This window comes from Minwuia thermotolerans, from assembly GCF_002924445.1.
In the GTDB taxonomy this organism is placed as follows: domain Bacteria; phylum Pseudomonadota; class Alphaproteobacteria; order Minwuiales; family Minwuiaceae; genus Minwuia; species Minwuia thermotolerans.
In genome coordinates this window covers 307,243-324,194 of record NZ_PIGG01000031.1, presented here as the reverse complement: position 1 = coordinate 324,194, position 16,952 = coordinate 307,243, and the positions used below count along the sequence as shown (strand labels likewise).

Annotated in this window: 17 protein-coding genes and 1 pseudogene; 13 read left to right on the top strand and 5 right to left on the bottom strand. The window is 68.7% G+C overall.

Going from position 1 to position 16,952, the window contains the following annotated elements; translation table 11 throughout:
* Positions 1-3 precede the first annotated feature (3 nt).
* The gene (locus CWC60_RS09480; RefSeq protein WP_109793743.1) at positions 4-630 is read right to left on the bottom strand and encodes a hypothetical protein; all 627 of its coding nucleotides are present in this window, start codon (positions 628-630) and stop codon (positions 4-6) included.
* 266 nt (positions 631-896) lie between these two features.
* Here CWC60_RS09480 and CWC60_RS09475 point away from each other — a divergent pair, with 266 nt between their 5' ends.
* The 9 genes from CWC60_RS09475 (at position 897) to CWC60_RS09435 (ending at position 9,343) form a co-directional block, all read left to right on the top strand.
* A complete protein-coding gene (locus CWC60_RS09475) occupies positions 897-1,109 on the top strand; it encodes a Flp family type IVb pilin (RefSeq protein ID WP_109793742.1) in 213 nt (70 codons plus the stop codon).
* Positions 1,110-1,213: 104 nt separating this feature from the next.
* On the top strand, positions 1,214-1,720 hold the full coding sequence (locus tag CWC60_RS09470) for an A24 family peptidase (RefSeq protein WP_109793741.1): 507 nt from the start codon (positions 1,214-1,216) through the stop codon (positions 1,718-1,720).
* A 22-nt stretch (positions 1,721-1,742) separates the two neighbouring features.
* On the top strand, positions 1,743-2,603 hold the full coding sequence (cpaB, locus tag CWC60_RS09465) for a Flp pilus assembly protein CpaB (protein ID WP_109793740.1): 861 nt from the start codon (positions 1,743-1,745) through the stop codon (positions 2,601-2,603).
* Positions 2,603-3,982: a type II and III secretion system protein family protein gene (locus tag CWC60_RS09460; RefSeq protein WP_109793739.1), complete on the top strand. Its 1,380-nt coding sequence runs from the start codon at positions 2,603-2,605 to the stop codon at positions 3,980-3,982. Before cpaB ends, CWC60_RS09460 begins: the two co-directional genes overlap by 1 nt.
* An 11-nt stretch (positions 3,983-3,993) precedes the next feature.
* A complete protein-coding gene (locus CWC60_RS09455; RefSeq protein WP_109793738.1) occupies positions 3,994-4,632 on the top strand; it encodes a CpaD family pilus assembly lipoprotein in 639 nt (212 codons plus the stop codon).
* Positions 4,629-5,822: a CpaE/TadZ family protein gene (locus tag CWC60_RS09450; RefSeq protein ID WP_109793737.1), complete on the top strand. Its 1,194-nt coding sequence runs from the start codon at positions 4,629-4,631 to the stop codon at positions 5,820-5,822. Before CWC60_RS09455 ends, CWC60_RS09450 begins: the two co-directional genes overlap by 4 nt.
* A gap of 76 nt (positions 5,823-5,898) precedes the next feature.
* A complete protein-coding gene (locus CWC60_RS09445) occupies positions 5,899-7,404 on the top strand; it encodes a TadA family conjugal transfer-associated ATPase (protein ID WP_206419853.1) in 1,506 nt (501 codons plus the stop codon).
* Complete coding sequence (locus CWC60_RS09440) at positions 7,401-8,348, top strand: type II secretion system F family protein (RefSeq protein ID WP_109793735.1); 948 nt, start codon at positions 7,401-7,403, stop codon at positions 8,346-8,348. The genes CWC60_RS09445 and CWC60_RS09440 overlap by 4 nt, the downstream gene beginning before the upstream one ends.
* Complete coding sequence (locus CWC60_RS09435; RefSeq protein ID WP_109793734.1) at positions 8,345-9,343, top strand: type II secretion system F family protein; 999 nt, start codon at positions 8,345-8,347, stop codon at positions 9,341-9,343. Before CWC60_RS09440 ends, CWC60_RS09435 begins: the two co-directional genes overlap by 4 nt.
* Positions 9,344-9,350: 7 nt before the next feature.
* Here the strand turns inward: CWC60_RS09435 and CWC60_RS09430 are convergent, their stop codons facing one another.
* Positions 9,351-10,193 carry a tetratricopeptide repeat protein gene (locus CWC60_RS09430; RefSeq protein WP_109793733.1) on the bottom strand — a complete coding sequence of 281 codons (843 nt, stop codon included), beginning with the start codon at positions 10,191-10,193 and terminating at the stop codon, positions 9,351-9,353.
* Between the two features lie 128 nt (positions 10,194-10,321).
* Between CWC60_RS09430 and CWC60_RS09425 the strand changes: the two genes are divergently transcribed.
* Entirely contained in the window at positions 10,322-10,780 is a 459-nt protein-coding gene (locus tag CWC60_RS09425; protein ID WP_109793932.1) for a MarR family winged helix-turn-helix transcriptional regulator, read from the top strand.
* 15 nt (positions 10,781-10,795) lie between these two features.
* Here CWC60_RS09425 and CWC60_RS09420 read toward each other — a convergent pair whose 3' ends face one another.
* From CWC60_RS09420 to CWC60_RS09410, 3 genes are read right to left on the bottom strand one after another with little or no spacing between them, the layout of a single operon-like run.
* Positions 10,796-11,350: a TadE/TadG family type IV pilus assembly protein gene (locus tag CWC60_RS09420; RefSeq protein ID WP_109793732.1), complete on the bottom strand. Its 555-nt coding sequence runs from the start codon at positions 11,348-11,350 to the stop codon at positions 10,796-10,798.
* Positions 11,337-11,879, bottom strand: coding sequence for a TadE/TadG family type IV pilus assembly protein (locus CWC60_RS09415; RefSeq protein ID WP_164516461.1), 543 nt, complete (start codon positions 11,877-11,879; stop codon positions 11,337-11,339). Before CWC60_RS09415 ends, CWC60_RS09420 begins: the two co-directional genes overlap by 14 nt.
* Entirely contained in the window at positions 11,876-13,345 is a 1,470-nt protein-coding gene (locus CWC60_RS09410; protein ID WP_109793730.1) for a pilus assembly protein TadG-related protein, read from the bottom strand. The genes CWC60_RS09415 and CWC60_RS09410 overlap by 4 nt, the downstream gene beginning before the upstream one ends.
* 250 nt (positions 13,346-13,595) lie before the next feature.
* Here CWC60_RS09410 and CWC60_RS09405 point away from each other — a divergent pair, with 250 nt between their 5' ends.
* The 3 genes and pseudogenes from CWC60_RS09405 to CWC60_RS24085 form a co-directional block, all read left to right on the top strand.
* Positions 13,596-15,158 carry a PAS domain-containing protein gene (locus tag CWC60_RS09405; protein WP_125182752.1) on the top strand — a complete coding sequence of 521 codons (1,563 nt, stop codon included), beginning with the start codon at positions 13,596-13,598 and terminating at the stop codon, positions 15,156-15,158.
* A 137-nt stretch (positions 15,159-15,295) separates the two neighbouring features.
* Positions 15,296-15,871: a FecR family protein gene (locus CWC60_RS09400; protein WP_164516460.1), complete on the top strand. Its 576-nt coding sequence runs from the start codon at positions 15,296-15,298 to the stop codon at positions 15,869-15,871.
* Between the two features lie 100 nt (positions 15,872-15,971).
* Positions 15,972-16,817 (top strand): annotated as a pseudogene (locus tag CWC60_RS24085) (CHASE2 domain-containing protein); the annotation flags it as partial.
* Positions 16,818-16,952: the final 135 nt, after the last annotated feature.

Here is a 16,952-nt window from a genome sequence, read left to right as displayed (position 1 = left end):
CGGTCAGAAGCGCACGAAGCGCGTCAGGGCCGGGCCGCCAACCGCCTCGGCATCGAAGTCGATCTCGATCGTAAGCGTCCGGCCGGCAGCGCTGACCACATAGATGCCGCCAGCGTCGAGGACGATATTGCGCTCCACGAGGTCGAGGGCGCGGCCCGGCCGGCTCAACCGGATGGGACTGGCTGGCCTGTCGGTACGCTCGATGGTGACCATGTCGGGCTGTTCTGCAAACAGCAGGACCGGCGCCAGATTGTCGACCAGCACGGGCTGTGCCGCCAAAGGATCCCGCCAGGCGCTCGCGCCGCTTTCCTGACGTTCGGCAGCCGTGAGCCGGACATGATCGCCGCAGGCAAGGGTCGAGCGGTCGACCGCACCGCCTTCCACTTCGCTCTGGCGGGCGCCGATCGTGATCCGCCCGCCGGTGATGCTTTCGTGCACACAGGAAGCCGGGTAACCCAGCACGATGCTGCGCCCGCCGGAGAGGTCGATGCGCCGGCCCTGCTCGAGGAACTGATAGGGTTCGAATCCCAGGCCGGGATCCGATTGCTCCACCAGCGCATCCAGCGCCTGCGCGCCCGTCACGGCGGCGCAGAAGACCAGCGCCGCCCCGACAATCTTCCATGTCTTCATGCCTGCCCCTCCCGAGCCGGTGCCGGACCACTGCAAAACGTTACTCGGTGAAATTCTGGTCACGGACGGACGCTTCCATCAAGCCGCATCCGGTTTGCGCCGGCTGCATCCGCCGCCATCGCGCGGCCATTCTTCGAATTCGAAACGAATTCATTCTTGAATAAATACAAAATAATAAAAAAAGACCTTAAATAAAAATCTGTTGAGCACGGCTCCTTGATCCTGAAAATGACGCCTGTCACACACTTGGTTCTGGGAGACCTGAAATGAAAGACCTCGCCAAACGCTTCCTGAAGGATGAATCCGGCGCCACTGCCATCGAATACGGCCTCATCGCCGGGCTGATCTCCATCGCGGCAGTCGCCGCCATGACGACCATCGGCGGTTCGCTCGAGACCCTGTTCGGCGACGTGCAGACCGAGCTGACTGGTACCGCCGGCGACACAACGTCGACCGAAACGACGCCGACCACCGAGTGATCTGAACGGCCAGGGCTTCCGGGACCGGCCGCCGCGCTCCTGCGTGGACGCGGCGGCCGGCGGCGGACCCGATCTGATCCCCGCGCAGCCGGAAGAGCCTCGCCATGACACCATTCCAATCCGATCCGATGATGTTCGCCGTGCTCGCCCTCCTGCTGGGGTGGGCGGCCTGGTCCGACCTTGCGCGCCTGACCATTCCGAACGTCATCCCGGCGGCGATCACGGCCCTCTGGCCGCTGCATCTCGCAGTGCTCGGCTGGACGTCGAACTGGCCCGGCTCGCTCGCCGCGGCCCTTGCGATTCTTGCTCTCGGCCTCATCGCCTTCGCCCGTGGCTGGTGTGGCGGCGGGGACGTCAAGCTGCTGGCGGGGACGGCGCTCTGGTTCGAGCCGGTATTGCTGGCGGCGCTGCTGTTCAAGATCGCAATCATGGGGATGGTCATGGCCCTGTTGCGCCTGCGCGGCGCCCACCTGGGCGCGGCGGCGGTGCTGCAGCGGCTGGGCGCGGTCAGGCTCGGCAGCGTCGCCATGGAAGGCGCGTTGCCGTACGGCGTCGCCATCGCCGGCGGCGCGCTCTGGACCCTGGCGCTGGGACCGGACCTTTTCCCGTGACCTCCGACCAGGGACCGTGTTCATGAATTTCCGTCTCATCCTCGCCGGTGCGGTCGCGCTCTCGGCCGCCGGCGGCGCCGCCTGGCTCGCCAACGCGGCGCTGAGCGCACCGCCGCCGGCGGCGCCGGCGCCCGTGGTCCAGACCGTCCCGCAGCCAGCGTCGACCGTCGAGGTCCTGGTCTCCGCCCGGCCGATCCGGGCCGGCGATCTGCTGCAGGCGGACGACGTACGCTGGCAGGCCTGGCCGAAGGACGCCATGACGGAGACATATGTTGTCCGGGCGGGCGAAAGCGCCCCCGAGGTCGCGGGCCGGGTCAGCCCGACCGCCATCGCCGCCGGCCTGCCGATCGTGCCCGACGCCCTGATCCGGCCGGGCGAACGTGGTTTCCTTGCCGCGGTGCTGCCGCCTGGTCACCGGGCGACCACCATCCCGATCGACGCCACCACCGGCGTGGCGGGCTTCGTCTTTCCGGGCGACAGGGTAGACCTGATCCTGACCTTCTCCGTCGATGGGGAGCGGGGCGACAGCCTGGCCAGCCAGACGGTGCTGCACGACCTGCGGGTGCTCGCCATCGATCAGAAGATGGTCCAGCAGGACGGCCATGCGGCCATTTCCAAGACCGCGACTCTCGAGGTGACTCCCGAACAGGCGGAGAAGATCGCGCTGGCGCTGCAGCTCGGCCGCCTGTCGCTGTCGCTGCGTGCGGTCACGGCCGGGTCGGAGACGGATGCAACCTCCTTGTCGCCCCTGGCCGGCTACACCGTCGCGGGCGACGTCAGTCCCCTGTTCAACAAGCGCGTGGCAACGAACGGGGCGGGAAAATCGCCTGTTCGCCGGGTTACCGTCATGCGTGGCGGCGAAGCGAGTGAGGTAGAGTTCTGATGCGTATCGTGTTTTCCATCCTTGTGGCGTCGCTGATGGTTGCCGTTGCAGGACCCGTCTTCGCCCAGGGCGCCGGCTCGGCTGTGCTTCGCGCGGACGGGCCGGCCCTGACCATTCCGCAGAGCGGCGGCACGCTGCTTCGTCTCTCCCGTCCGGCTGCGACCGTGTTCGTGGCCGATCCGGCGGTCGCCGACGTACAGGTCAAGTCGCCGCGTCTCATCTATCTGTTCGGAAGGAAGCCGGGCAGCACCACTTTCTTCGCCGTGGACGCCCGCGACGAGGTGATCGACAGCCGTCCGGTTCACGTCGCCCACGATGTCGAGCGGATCAACCAGGCCGTTCGTACGATCTCCGGCGACGCGCCTGTCCGCGTGCAGTCGGCCGGTACCGGCGTGGTCATCGAGGGCGAGGTGGGATCGAGCGCCCAGGCGCGCGATATCAACGCTCTGGCGCGCAGTCTGGTGGCGGAGAACGAGCCGGTGATCGACCGCGTCGGCGTCACCCGTCCGATGCAGGTCAATCTCAGGGTCCGGGTCGCGGAGATGTCGCGGGAAGTGACCAAGCGCTTCGGTCTCAACGGCGACCTGATCGCCGAGGCGGGCGGCAGTCTCGCCGGCATTGCCACGGGTCAGGCGCCGGGTGCGGGCACGGCGCTCAACCTGCGCACCGGCGGCGCCGCCAACATCTTCGCCAGCCTGGCGCTGGGGCCGATCGACCTGAACGCGGTCTTCGACGCCCTCGAGTCGAATCAGCTTCTCACCACGCTGGCCGAGCCGAACCTGACCGCGCGGTCGGGCGAGACCGCCAGCTTCCTCGCCGGCGGGGAGTTTCCGATCCTGGTGCCCCAGGGGGACGGGACGCTGTCGATCTCGTTCAAGAAGTTCGGCGTCTCGCTTTCCTTCACGCCGACGGTGCTGGAGGACGGACGCATCAACCTGCATGTCCGCCCGGAAGTGTCGCAACTCTCCGCCACCGGCGCGATCGAACTGGACGGCTTCACCATTCCGGCGCTCACGACCCGGCGGACCGAAACCACCGTGGATCTGGCCAGCGGCCAGAGCCTCGCCGTCGCCGGACTGTTGCAGTCGGATGTCAGCGAGGACGTCAGCAAGTTCCCGGGCCTGGGCAACCTGCCGGTTCTGGGCGCCCTGTTCCGCTCCGACAGCTTCCGCCGGCTGGAAAGCGAACTGGTCATCGTGGTCACGCCCTATCTGGTCCGTCCCGTCGGCCCGGCGCGTGTCGCCGTCCCGACCGAAGGCTACGAGGCCCCGTCCGACCGCGAACGGCTGATCGGCCGCGACAGCGGACGAGATCTCGCCGGCGGGACAGCCCGGAATGCGCGGGCGCTGATCGGCCCGGCCGGCTTCACGATCGAATAGAGGGGAACCGAATGACCTTCGACAAGACGCCCGCCCGCGCGATCCTGCTTCCCCTGCTGGCTGTGGCGCTGTTCGGCGCGCTTGCCGGCTGCGCCGAAAATGGCGACATCTATGCCGGCCTGGAGACGCCGAAGCGAATCGCCATCGACCGGGATATGCATCGCTTCGAGTTCGGCGGTCTTGACGGGACGGAGGCCGACTGGCGGCGGGACCGCGCACGTCTGGATGCCTTCATCGCCGCGGCGCGCGATCTGCCGAACCGAAGCCTTACGCTGTACTTGCCCAGCGTCATGAACCGGCGGGAGGAGGCGCGGGCGGTCAAGCTCGTCGCCGCGCTGGAGAATGAAGGGCTGGCGCCGCTGATCGGCGAGCTGCGAGCCGGGAATGCGCATCTGGACGTGCGCACGGTAACGACCAGCGTGCCGGCCTGTCCCGATTACAGCCGGACCCGAATCGGCCACGCCAACGGGCCGGGCAGCAATTTCGGCTGCGCCACGCTCGCCAATCTCGCGGCGATGGTGGCCGAGCCTTCCGACCTTGATGCGCCGAAAGAGGCCGGCCCGCCGCGCGGCGAGGCCGCCTGGCGCGACGCCGAGCGCCACCGCAAGGGCGAGCGCGCCGAACTCGACCGCGAACAGGTGCTGAATTGAACGCGCTGACCGCCATCCGGCGTCCGGAGGCCGCGCTCGAGGCGGCCGCCTTCGTCGCCGACCCGGAAGCAGCGGCTGCCGTCCGCGCGGCGCTTTCCGACCGGTACGGTGCGGATGTGCAGGTTGTTGCCGGGGCGAGCGGGCATGCGCTCGACTGGCTGGCGGAGACGCCGACCCCGGGACTTCTGGTCGTTGATCTTTCCGATTGCGAGGTCCCACTCGAGCGGCTGGAGCGGCTGGCCGAGCATTGTGCGCCGGGCACGAGGGTCATCGCGCTGGGCCTCTGGAACGATATCGCCCTCTACCGCCGGATGATCGCTCTCGGTGTCGATGACTATCTGACACTGCCGCTCGGTGCGGCGGAATTCCGCGCCGCTCTCGACCGGCTTTCCACTTCCACGGAGGAGGCCGGTACGGCCGCCGGCGATGGCTCGCATGGCCGCCGGGCGGTGGTCATCGGCGTGCGTGGCGGTGTCGGCGCGACCACCGTGGCGCTCGGCCTCGCCTGGGCCCAGGCCCGGGGGAATGACCGGGAATCGTCGGCGCTGCTCGACCTCGACCTGTCCTATGGCGACGCCGCCCTACTGCTGGACCGGGAGCCGGCCTTCGGACTGGCCGCCGCACTGGCTGCGCCGGACCGGATCGACTCGCTGCTGGTCAGCCGGGCAGGTCTGAAGATCGACGAGCGCCTGACGATCTACGGCGGCCCCGAAGGCGCGCCGGGCCAGCCCGCGGTTGCGCCGGAGGCGCTCTCCGCCCTGCTGGGGCAGATCGGCGAAGGTCACGGGACAACGGTCATCGACCTGCCGCGCTGGATGACCGGCCTGTTCGCGCCGGTTGTCGCCGATGCCGTGCGGGTCTTCCTGGTCGCTCAGCCGACGCTGGGGTGCATGCGCGATGCCATCCGTCTCAGGGAGATGATCTCCGGCCTCTCGTCCGCCCCGGTCGACCTGGTGCTCAACCGGGTGCGCCGCGGCGGTGAAAAGGAGCTGGAGCCTGCCATGATGGCCAAGGCCTTCGGCGCCAGGCCCCTGGCGGTGTTTCCGGAGGACGCCAGGCTCGCTGTCCGCGCTTCGGCGAAGGCGCGGCCTATGGTGGCGCTGTCGGGGCGGCGGAGCCCCCACGCACGCGGTTTCGGAGCGCTCTGTGCGGCCCTGACCGGGGCCGGGGCCGCCAGGCGGAGCGACTGAAGCGATGCTCGGTAAACGCAGGATATCGCCGGCGCAGGCCGGGGCCGCTACGTTGGCCGGCCCGGCGCTATCCTTGGTGGATACGGGTGCTGGAGATGCCCCTGAGGCGGTCGCCGACCGGGTGTCGGCCCGGCTGCAACTGGAACTGCCGGCGGGCACGCCGCGCCGGGAGGTCGCCGCCCGGGCTGAGGCCGCCCTGATCGACGGCCTGGGGAGCGGGGCAGGGATGCCCGATGCGCTGGCGCTGCGCGATCTGGTGACCCGCATCGTCAACACCGTCGCAAGCGACCCCGCGGCGCGCAAGGCCGACCGTGACGAAAGCGGGCCGGTCGGCGCCGCTTTCTCGGCGGTCTATGGCGCGCTGCTGGACCGGATCGACGCGGCACGGATCGCGACCATGGAACGGGGCGATCTGGCGCGGGAAATCGACCCCGCGATCGGGGAGCTGCTGGTCGAGCAGCAGATCCAGCTGAACTCCGGCGAACAGCGTGATCTCGTGACCCGGGTACTCGACGAGATGTTGGGTCTCGGCCCGCTGGAGCCGCTGCTGGCCGACGACGACATCGCCGATATCCTGGTGAACGGTGCCGACCAGGTCTATGTCGAGCGGCGCGGCAAGCTGGAGCGGACCGACGTCCGCTTCCGCGACAACGATCATGTCATGCAGATCGCCGTCCGCATCGCCAGCGGGGTCGGACGCCGCATCGACGAAGCGCAGCCGCTGGTCGACGCGCGCCTGCCCGACGGCAGCCGGGTCAACATCATCGCGCCGCCCCTGGCGCTGGACGGGCCTTCCATCTCCATCCGCAAGTTCTCCGCCAAGCGCATCACCCTCGACACCATGGCCGAGAGCGGCAGCGTCTCCCGGAACCTCGCCATGGTGCTGAAGATCGCGGCGCGGGCGCGGCTCAACATCCTCGTCGCCGGCGGCACGGGCTCCGGCAAGACGACCCTGCTCAACGCGCTCTCGCAGCTCATCGACGGCGGCGAGCGTATCGTCACCATCGAGGACGCCGCCGAACTGCAGCTTCAGCAGCCGCACGTGGTCCGCCTGGAAACACGGCCGGCCAATATCGAAGGCAATGGCGAGATCACGCAGCGGCATCTGGTGAAGAATGCGCTGCGCATGCGTCCCGACCGCATAATCCTGGGCGAGATCCGGGGCGAGGAAGCGCTGGACGTGCTGCAGGCCATGAACACCGGCCATGACGGGTCCATGTCCACCATCCACGCCAACAACCCGCGCGAGGCGCTGACCCGGCTGGAGAACATGGTCGCCATGGCCGGCGTCAAGCTGCCGACCGAGGCGGTGCGGCGCCAGATCGTGGCCGCGGTCGACCTGATCGTCCATGTCAGCCGCATGCGCGACGGCCGCCGCCGGGTGACCAAGCTCAGCGAGGTGGTCGGCATGGAAGGCGAGATCATCACCACGCAGGATCTGTTCGCCTTCACGGTGGACGCCGAGGACGAGGGGGGCAATCTGGTGGGCCGTTTCGAAAGCACCGGACTGCGCCCGGCCTTCCTTCCGCGTGCCGCCTATTTCGGCCTCGACGGGACGTTGCTCGAGGCGATGACGCCATGACCGCGGAGCAGGCGCCGCTGTTGCTCGGCGCGGCCGCGCTGGGGCTCGCGGCCCTGCTGGCACTGGCGGCGATCATCGCCGCCGATCCGCGGCGACCGATCCGTGCGCGGGCGCGCAAGCTCATGGCCCGTGACGGGGGCGGGGAGAAGGCCGTGGCGGCGGTCCGGGCGATCCATCTGGCAAGGCGCGGTCCCAGGCACGGCGCCATCGACCTGATGCTGGTGCGCGCCGGCCTGCGGCAGCCGCCGCTCAGGCTGGCGCTGCAACTCGGTGGCTCGGTCCTTGTCGCCGCGGCGCTGCTCATGCTCGCGACTCCCATGCCGCCTTTGCTGGCAGGCGCATTCGCCGCGTCAGGTGGCGTCCTGCTCGCCTTTGCGGCGCTCAAGGTCCTGGCGGCGCGGCGGCGGACCGCGTTCCTCGACAAGTTTCCCGACGCCATCGGCCTGATGGTCCGGGGGCTGCGCGCCGGCCTGCCGCTCGGTCAGTGCCTGAAATCGGCCGCAGCCGAGAACCGGGGCGTTCTCGGCGAGGCCTTCGGCGCCATCGTCGACCAGATGCTGCTCGGCCGGGCGCTGGAGACGGCGCTGGCGCGTGCCGACGCCCGGATCGGAATCCAGGAATTCAGCTTCTTTGCCATGAGTCTGACCATTCAGGCCCGCACCGGCGGCAATCTGGCCGATACCCTGGAGAATCTGGCCGAGACGTTGCGCAAGCGCCGCCAGCTCAAACTTAAGATCAAGGCGCTTTCGGGCGAGGCGCGGGCCTCGGCCCTGATCATCGGGGGGTTGCCTTTCGTGGTCGGCGGCATGCTGATGCTGGTCAGTCCGGGATACGTCGATGCGCTCTTCGGCGATCCGCGCGGCCAGAAACTGGTCACGCTCGCGCTGGTATCCATGTTGTTCGGCTTCATCGTCATGGCCCGCATGATCCGGTTCCGGACATGAGCGACTATCTGGCCAATCTGGCGCCAGGCCTCGACCTGCGCCTGCTGGCGGTGCTGCTGGCCGCGCTGGCGGCCGCCGTGGTCGCCGGTGTGCTGTCCTGGGAGGTGGCGGCGCGCCGCGCACTCGCTCACCGCGTGCGCCGCGTCGGCAACTTCGAAGCGCGGTTGCGCGAACGCAGCCGGGATGCGGCGGGGCGGCCGTCCGGTGTGCGTGCGATGATGCGCGGGCAGTTGCGCCGCGGCTTGCTGGGGATCGCGCAACGGCTGGCCGATCGCTTGCGGCTGCTGACGTCCAGGGACGCCGAGGCGGTGCGGCTTCGCCTGCTGCGCGCCGGCTGGCACGGACGCGAGGCGATGGCGGTGTACTATGTCGCCAAGCTGGTGCTTCCGCTGGCCAGCGCCGCGGTGCTGATCCTGTTCCTGTACCTGCTGGAGACGCCGCGGGTGCCGGATCCCTGGCGCCTCCTGCTGGCGCTCTTCGCCACCGGCTCTGCCGTGGCTCTGCCCTCGCTGGTGCTGGACCGGCTGGTCGACCGCCGGCAGCGGAATCTCGGCGAGGCGTTGCCCGACGCGCTCGATCTCATGGTGATCTGCTGCGAGGCCGGGCTGGGTCTCAACGCCGCGATCGACCGCGTTGCCCGGGAGATGATCGCGTCCTCGCCCGCCATGGCGGAGGAACTGGCCATGACCGCGGCCGAAATCCGGCTGCTGCCGGAGCGCGATCAGGCACTGGACAACCTTGCCCGGCGGGCGGATTTCCCTGCGATGCAGAGCGTGGTGCAGACCCTGCGTCAGGCCGCTCGCTTCGGCACGCCGTTCGCCAGGGCTCTTCGGGAACTGGCCGCCGATCTCAGGAACGAGCGGATGCTGCGCGCCGAGGAGAAGGCGGCGCGCCTGCCGGCAATCCTGACCGTGCCGATGATCTGCTTTATCCTGCCGGCCCTGTTCATCGTCATCCTGACGCCGGCGATCTTCCGCCTGATGGACAACCTCTGAACCGGGCTCAGGCGCCGCTCTGCGGCGCCAGCAAGGCCCGCCGCGCCGCCGCCTTCCGAGCGGGGTCGGCGCCGTAGAGATCGAGCGCCAGTTCGGAGATGACGGTCAGATTGCGGGCGGCGTCATCGGGCGAGAGGTCCATCCGGCCATAGCGCAGCGCCTCTGCGCGCGCGCCCGAAAGCGCCAGCACAAGCGCCAGGTTCTGACGCTCACCGGCGGTCGCGCCCGGCGCATCCGCCCTGGAGCGGAGCAGCGTCCCGGCCTCCCTGAAATGGCCCTGCAGAGCCAGTGACAGCGCCAGGTTCGCGAGCAGGCTGCGGGGCTGCGGCGTTTCGGTCAGGCCGCGGCGATAGTATAGTTGGGCCGCATCGTGGTCACCGATCAGATCGTGTGCGACGCCGGTCGCCGAGAACAGACCGGGCGAGGGCTCCGGCGAAGCTTCGACGGCCTGCGCGAGCAGGCGGGCGGCGAGTTCGGGGCGGTCGAGGGCGATGGCGCAGCGGCCATAGCCGGCCAGGGCCTGCGGATCGGCCGGCGATAGCGCCAGAGCCCTGTCGTAGTAGCCGCTGGCGCCGGTGCAGTCGCCGGCGAGGCGCAGGCTTTCCGCCAGTCCGACCAGCGCAGTCAGGTCATCCGGATTCCGCCGCACTTCGCCGAGATAGAGCGCCGCGGCCGCCTGGTTGTCGCCACCGGCGCGCAGCTCGTCCGCGATGGCGATCACCTCGCCCGATGGCGAGGCGGCCACTGCGTTCGTGGCCGGCGGCGTTTCGTCGAACGTGCTGCAGCCCGTCAGCAGGAAGCCGCCAACGAGCGCACTACACAAAATATTCGCGTCAAATTTTCGCCACATCTTTGGTATTCGGGGCCTCGGTGTCTCGAAGTACGTAAGTACCTTGGCATATTTACATTAATTTTACGTTAGCCGCCAAGGATAGGGCGATGGATACATCAAGAGCAGGACGGATGGAGCGCGGATCGATGCCAGTCCAGAACTACATGTCCCTCACGCGGCTGATAGAGCGCATGCACCGCCGCTTTCTCGACGTGCTGCGCAAGGAGCTGATCGCCGAAGGCGTCCGCGACATCAATGGCGTGCAGTATCTGATGCTCGCGAATATCGGCGATGACGAGATCATGGTCCGCGAGCTGGTGGAGCGCGGCTACTATCTGGGTTCGAACGTGACCTACAACGTCAAGAAGCTGCTGGATTTCGGCTATGTGGAACAGCGGGGCTCGGAACTCGACAAGCGCGTGATCATGGTCAGCGTTTCGGACAAGGGCCGGCGGCTGCTGGAAAGGATGCAGCGCCGCGAGCACCTGCATGCCGGCGCGTTCGCCGACATGCACTCGATCGAGCAGATGCGCGGCGCGGTCGAGACGTTGCGCCGGCTGGAACGCGTCTGGGACGATGTCGTCACCGAAGTTCATGCTGCGTAGGACCGTGCCGAAGTTCTAGTCCAGCTCCGTCAGCTCGCCGACCCGCGGGCGGGCCAGGGCGATGTCACGGAACGCGGGGAACAGATCCTCCTGCAGGGGCAGGGTGACGCCAGGGCTGTAGATGCCCTCCACGATCACGACGCTTTCCCCCGGCGCGAGGCTCACCCCGTCGGGCAGTTCGGCGGTTCCGCCTGAGGTGCCGACCCGGCTGCCTTCCGCCAGGCCGCCGCCGGCCACCTGCCAGCGCACGGTGGGCGGTCCGTCGGCGCTGCCGGTCACGCCGCTGGCGATGAAGCGGCTGCGTTCGGCGGCGCCGAAAGGCGCCATCAGCCGCTCACCCGACTGGACGATGTTCAACGCCTCTCCCGAACCGAGCGTCAGCGCGCGCGTCGCCGCGTCCGCCATGGTCCACGTGGCGTCCTGCAGCCTGGATTTGAGCAGGATATAGCGGCCCGCGTCGAAAGCAGTCACCGTCAATCCGATCAGGATGGGTAGCGCCAGGGCGAACTCCAGCGCGGCGCTGCCGCCGCGGTGGCCCAGCAGGCGGCGTATCGGCTCAGAAGGGTTCATTCTGCACCGTCAGCGTGGTGGTGAGCACGCGCCCTTCGAACAGCCGTCCGATCCCCGGCGTGAGGGCCCGCCAGACATGTTCCAGACGGTAGACAACGACTTCGGACGCGCCGCCGGCGCCGGGGACGCCTGCACCGTCGTCGCGGATTCCGTTGCCGTTGTTGTCCGTGAACGGCTCCGAAGGATCGTGGACGCCGTCACCGTCGCTGTCGGTGAACGGCTCGGCCGGCCTGGCCGCGCCGAAGCCGGCGTGAGCCGCAGCGGTCACCCGGATCTCGTCCGCCGGCACGATGCCCACAGTGGCCCGCTCGACGGCCGCCGCGATCCACGCGCCGTCGTCGGGCGCGCGTCCCGTCACGCCAAGCCGCACCGCGCGGTGCGCCGCTGTATCCATCGCCTGCCGTGCGAAGCCGATCATCGAAATCTCGAAGACCGTCGTCATCAGGCTCAGCGCGACCCCCGCGATCAGGGCGAACTCGACCGTACTGGCCCCGCCGCGGTCCCGCAGAAGTCGGGCCAGCGTGTTCATTCGACGATCCTCGGCCGTGTCAGTTCGCGCCCGATCGCCCCGAAGGCGCTGGCCAGGGTCTCGTTGTCGGGCGAATGGAAATAGTTCTCCGGCCGGCTGGCGCAGGCGCGGTAGAGCGCTTGAGTGCCGCTGTCGGGTGTAGTGCCGAAGGTGATGGTGAAGATGCGGATGTCCTCGGCCTTCATCTCGTCGCATATGCGTGCCAGCCGACGGTCCACCTCCCGGCGGGCGTCGTTCAGGGAGCCATAGCCGAAGGCGTGCAGCCGGCCATAGGCGGTGAAGTCGGAGCCGCCCGGCCCGCGGCCGTCATTCTCATCGTGGTCGCGCCAGTCATAGAACTGATTCTGGCCGTCGGTGAGCAGGATCGCCACCTTCTCCATGAGCGGCGTGCCCCGGGCCAGGGGCATGGTCTCCGGCGTCGGGCCACCCCACAGGCCGCGCCAGCGGGGCGAGATCGTGCGCCAGCCCCATGCGAGGCCCAGATTGCCGGTGGTGCCGCCGCGGTGCCAGGGCAGCATCTCGTCGATGGCGGCCAGAACCGTGTCGCGGTGGTTGGTCAGGGAAGTGATCGCCGGCCCGCAGCCCAGGTTGGGACCGCGGCCGTTGTTCTGCGCATCGTTGCGCTCGTCGATCTCCGGCCAGTCGTTGTCGTCGGCCCTGGGGTAGAGGAAGCTCTCGAACGGCGCGGCAGACGGCGGCGTGTCGGTCTGATCGTCGCCGGCGCCGCGCGCCATGACGCATCCCTTCCAGGCACCCGGATGGAAAGGACTTTCTCCCGACAGAGCCGGGTCGTTGAGCCGCAACCAATCCTGCCGGTGGGCGCCCACATTGACGGTCGCCGTATAGGGGACGACGGACACCCACAGGTCGTCCAGGCTCTCGTTCTCCCCGTAGAGATCCTGCACCAGCCCCCGGGCCGCCGCCTTCATGGCGTCGATCTTGCCGCCCGAGCGCATGGAGCCGGTGTTGTCCATGATCAGCGCGACCTCTGCGCCGCCGTTGATCCGCTCCACGACCGTGCGCCGGTTCAGGTCGATGCTGTCGATGTCGATTACGCCAAGGAAGACAGTCGGCAGTGCCAGGCTGGCCTGTGCCGTGACGAAGTCACCGCGGGCATCGGTCGTCACGCCGAACCCGGTGAGCGTCGCGCCCATGAAACCGGGCGGAAAATTGGCGTCGAACCAGCGCCGTGCCTCGGACTCGACGGCGGTCCCCCGCGGCAGACGCCCTGCCGCCAGCGCGGCCGCGTCGAGGGCGCGCGCAAGGCGGGACTGGGTGATCATGGCCAGACTGGAATCGACGGCAACCCCGACGGCGGCGGTCATGGGCAGCAGCGCGACCGCCACCAGAGCGGCCATGCCGCCGTCGCGGGCCCGGAGCAGGCGCCGGGTGACGCCCGACAGCGCGCGGCGTGCACCGCCGCCAGCGCTTCGCCGATTCTCCCGCCATGTCCCCAGTCCCGTCATGCTCCGGATTGCCTGTCCTTCGGAAGCCCACTCTGATCCGCCGGAGCCACTGATACGGCCCGGCGCCCGACAGCGTTCTTTTTCGCCCAGACCCCGGAAAACTCAATTTTTTCTATTTGATTCGAATTCGAACCATCACCGTGATTCCGGTCGGACGACGCGCGGGGGAGTGGCTTGACCGGGCGGATAAAGCAACTGTTAAGCTTGATCCCATAGCTATGGGGCCGGCCAGCGTATCCGGGAGTGAAGCGTGCGTTTCGAGACAATGGACGAGGGGGGACTCGCAACCACTCCGGTCGGCTTTCTCTCCAGCCTCCTCAATACGATCGGCATTCCGGTATTCGTGATCGGGGTGCGCGACAACGGCTACGAGATCGAGTTCGTCAACGCCTTCTACGAGAACGCCTTCGGCATCGATGCGGCCGAACTGAACGGCCGGCGGCTGGAAGAGGTACTCTCGCCGCAGCAGGCGGAGGCGGTCGCCCGCAACTACCGACGCTGCATCGAGGGCGGGGATGTCGAGCGGTACGATGAGGAGATCGTGCTGCCGAGCGGATTCTTCTTTGCCCGCACCGTACTCACGCCGCTCCGCCATGGCGGGCGCGTCGTTCGGCTGATCGGCACGACGCTGGATCTGACGGACCGCCGGCGGCTGGAACTGGAACTCGCCACGGCCCGCGACAGGGCCGAGGTCGCGAACACCGCCAAGTCGAGCTTCATGGCCAACATGAGTCACGAACTGCGCACGCCGCTCAACGCCGTAATCGGCTTCTCGGAGATGCTCGGCTCGGAACTGTTCGGTCCGCTCGGCAACGAAAAGTACAAGAGCTATGTCGACGATATCCGGTTCGCCGGCCGGCACCTGCTCGCCGTCGTCAACGACATCCTGGACCTCGCCCGCATCGAGAGCGGGTCGACGGAAATGGTCGAGGAGGACTGCCCGGTCGGCGACCTGATCGATGAGGCGATCCGCCTGACTTCGGAAAGGTCGGAGGCGGGTGGAGAATCCGTCGATCGCGGGCGCTGTCCGTCCGACATCACCGTTTTCGCGGACCGTCGGATGTTGCGGCAGGCCCTGGTCAACCTGATCGCGAACGCGCGCAAGTACATGAAGCCGGGCGGTCGGATCCTGGCGGGCGCGGAACTGCTGGACGATGGCCGGATCGCCTTTTTCGTCACCGATACCGGCAGGGGCATCGCCGCCCACGATCTGCCCACGGCGCTGGCGCCGTTCGGCCGGATCGACCATGCCTATGACGGTCAGACCCAGGGCGCGGGGCTCGGTCTGCCCATCACGCGCGCCCTGATCGAGGTCCATGGCGGCAATATCTACGTCAACAGTCAGCCCGGTATCGGCACGACGGTGTTTCTGGTTCTGCCGGCGGGGAGGGTCCAGGCGCCCGAGGGCCGGCGTCCGGCGCCTTCGGTAGAGGGTCTGAAGGCGTTCTTTACCATCGACGGGGTCAATCTGCCGGCGGAAGCCCTTCACATGGACGACGCGCAACTGGACCAGTTGCCGGTGGGCGCGGTCCTGCTCGACGAGAGCGGGCGCGTGCTGAAATACAACGACACCGAATCCGGCTTCTCCGAAATGCGGCCCGAAAGGGTGATCGGGCGGAGCTTCTTCCGCGAAGTTGCGCCCTGCACGTTCACCGACGCGTTTCACGGGCGCTTTCGCGAGGTCAGTCAGGGACGCTCCGTCAGCGAGCTGTTCAGCTATGTCTTCACCCTGCGCCGGACATGGAAGGTCCTGATCGAGATGCGGCCGGGCGCCGAAGCCGGCACGGTCTGGCTGTTCATCCGCTGGGTCTGAGCGGTCACCGCATAAACCTTTCGAGAGGCTGACGCGGCGGCGGCGCGTTGTTAACCTCATCCTTCATGCGATGCGGATTACGAGCGCGATTTCCACACGACCGCGTGCGGCCGTTGCTGGCTGCGGCCGCGGCCCTGTTGCTGGCGGCGACGCTGGCCGGACCGGGCCTGGCGGAACCCTCGCCGGTCGGCCATGTCGACGCGCAGGTGGGCGAGGTGCTGGCGCAGCGGCCCGCCGAGGCCCGGGAACTTCGCCACGGTATGCCGGTTTTCCGCGATGATGCGCTGATCACCGGAATACGCGCGAAAGTGCGCATCGCCTTCGATGACGGCTCGGCAATGACGGTGGGCCCGGAAACTCGCGTCGAAGTGGAACGCTTCGCGCCCGGTTCGGCGGGCTTGTTCGACCTCATCTATGGCGCGGTTCGGGTTCTGCTGACTGACAGCGACGGTGGCCGGGATGTCTCCGTGCGTGCCCGTACCGCGACGGCTTCGGTCCGGTCGACGGGGCTGATCGTTTCCACCGATCCGCAGACGACCGGCGTCTTCGTTCTGGAAGGGCGCGTGTCGGTCAGCGCGCCGGGTCATGACGAGACGGTCGGCCTGCAGGCGGGGCAGGGCAGCGACATCCCGCTTGGCGAGCCGCCCGGACGCGCCAAGCGCTGGCCCCCGGCCCGTGTCGAGGCGTTGCGCGCCCGGACCCGGATTGAGTGACGCGGTCGGCAACAGCGGCGCCGGGCGTTCGCGTTGGCTGCCGCCGTTCGCGACCATCGCTGCCGGCGCGCTGATCTACCTGTTGGCCTACGATGCGCCAATGCTTCGGGCGCTGGAGGGCCGCACCATCGACTGGCGGTTCCAGGCGCGGGGAGCCGCGACAGCAGGGCCGGAAGTGCTGCTTGTCCTGATCGACGACAGCAGCATCGCCAGCGCGGGTGGATGGCCGTTGCCGCGCCGCGTCCTGGCCGATGCCGTGACGGCATTGCGTGACGCCGGCGCGCGCGTGATCGCCCTCGACCTGCTGCTGGCCGATCCCCAGGGTGAAGGCGACATGGAGCTTGTCCGACGTGTCGGTGCCGATGACGACGTGGTGGTCCCCTTCGCGTTCGTCTTTGACGGGGGCGGGGAGCGCGCGCCGCCCGCGGTTCGGGAGGCTGCGGTCGACATCCGGCAGGGTATCGGCGCCGGCGGCGGACGGGGCGGCGTGGTCCCGCCCTTTCCCGCGCTCGCTCGAGCCGCTGAGATGGGACATGCCGAGGTGATTGTGGACGCCGACAACCGGCTGCGTTTTCTGCACGCGGCGATCCCGCACTAGGGCCAGCTGTATCCCGCCTTGCCGGTGGTCGTGGCCCAGCGCCATCGCACGCCAGGCTCCGGCATTGCTGTCAGTGCACGGGATGGACTGAGTCTCGGCGACGTATCCTTTTCACTGGATGGCGCCTTGCGCCTGCCGATCGATTTTCCCGGTCCCGCCGGCAGCCTGCCGTCCTGGTCGCTTGACGATCTGCTGGCGGGCAGGGTTCCGGGCGGGGCGGTGGAGGGGCGGGCCGCGTTCGTCGGCGTGGTGGCGACCGGCCTGGGCGACCGGTTCGCGACGCCCTACGGACCCGGCGTTCCGGGTGTCGAAGTGCTGGCATCGGCGGCGGACAACCTGATTTCTGGCCGCACGCTTCGACACGATGCGCTGACGCGTATGGCGAGCCTTGCCGCCCTGGTGACCGGCGGCGTCGCCTTTGCGCTGTTCGCCGGTCGGGCGCGGCCCGGTATGGCTGCGGCCGGGTGCGGCGCCCTGCTTGTC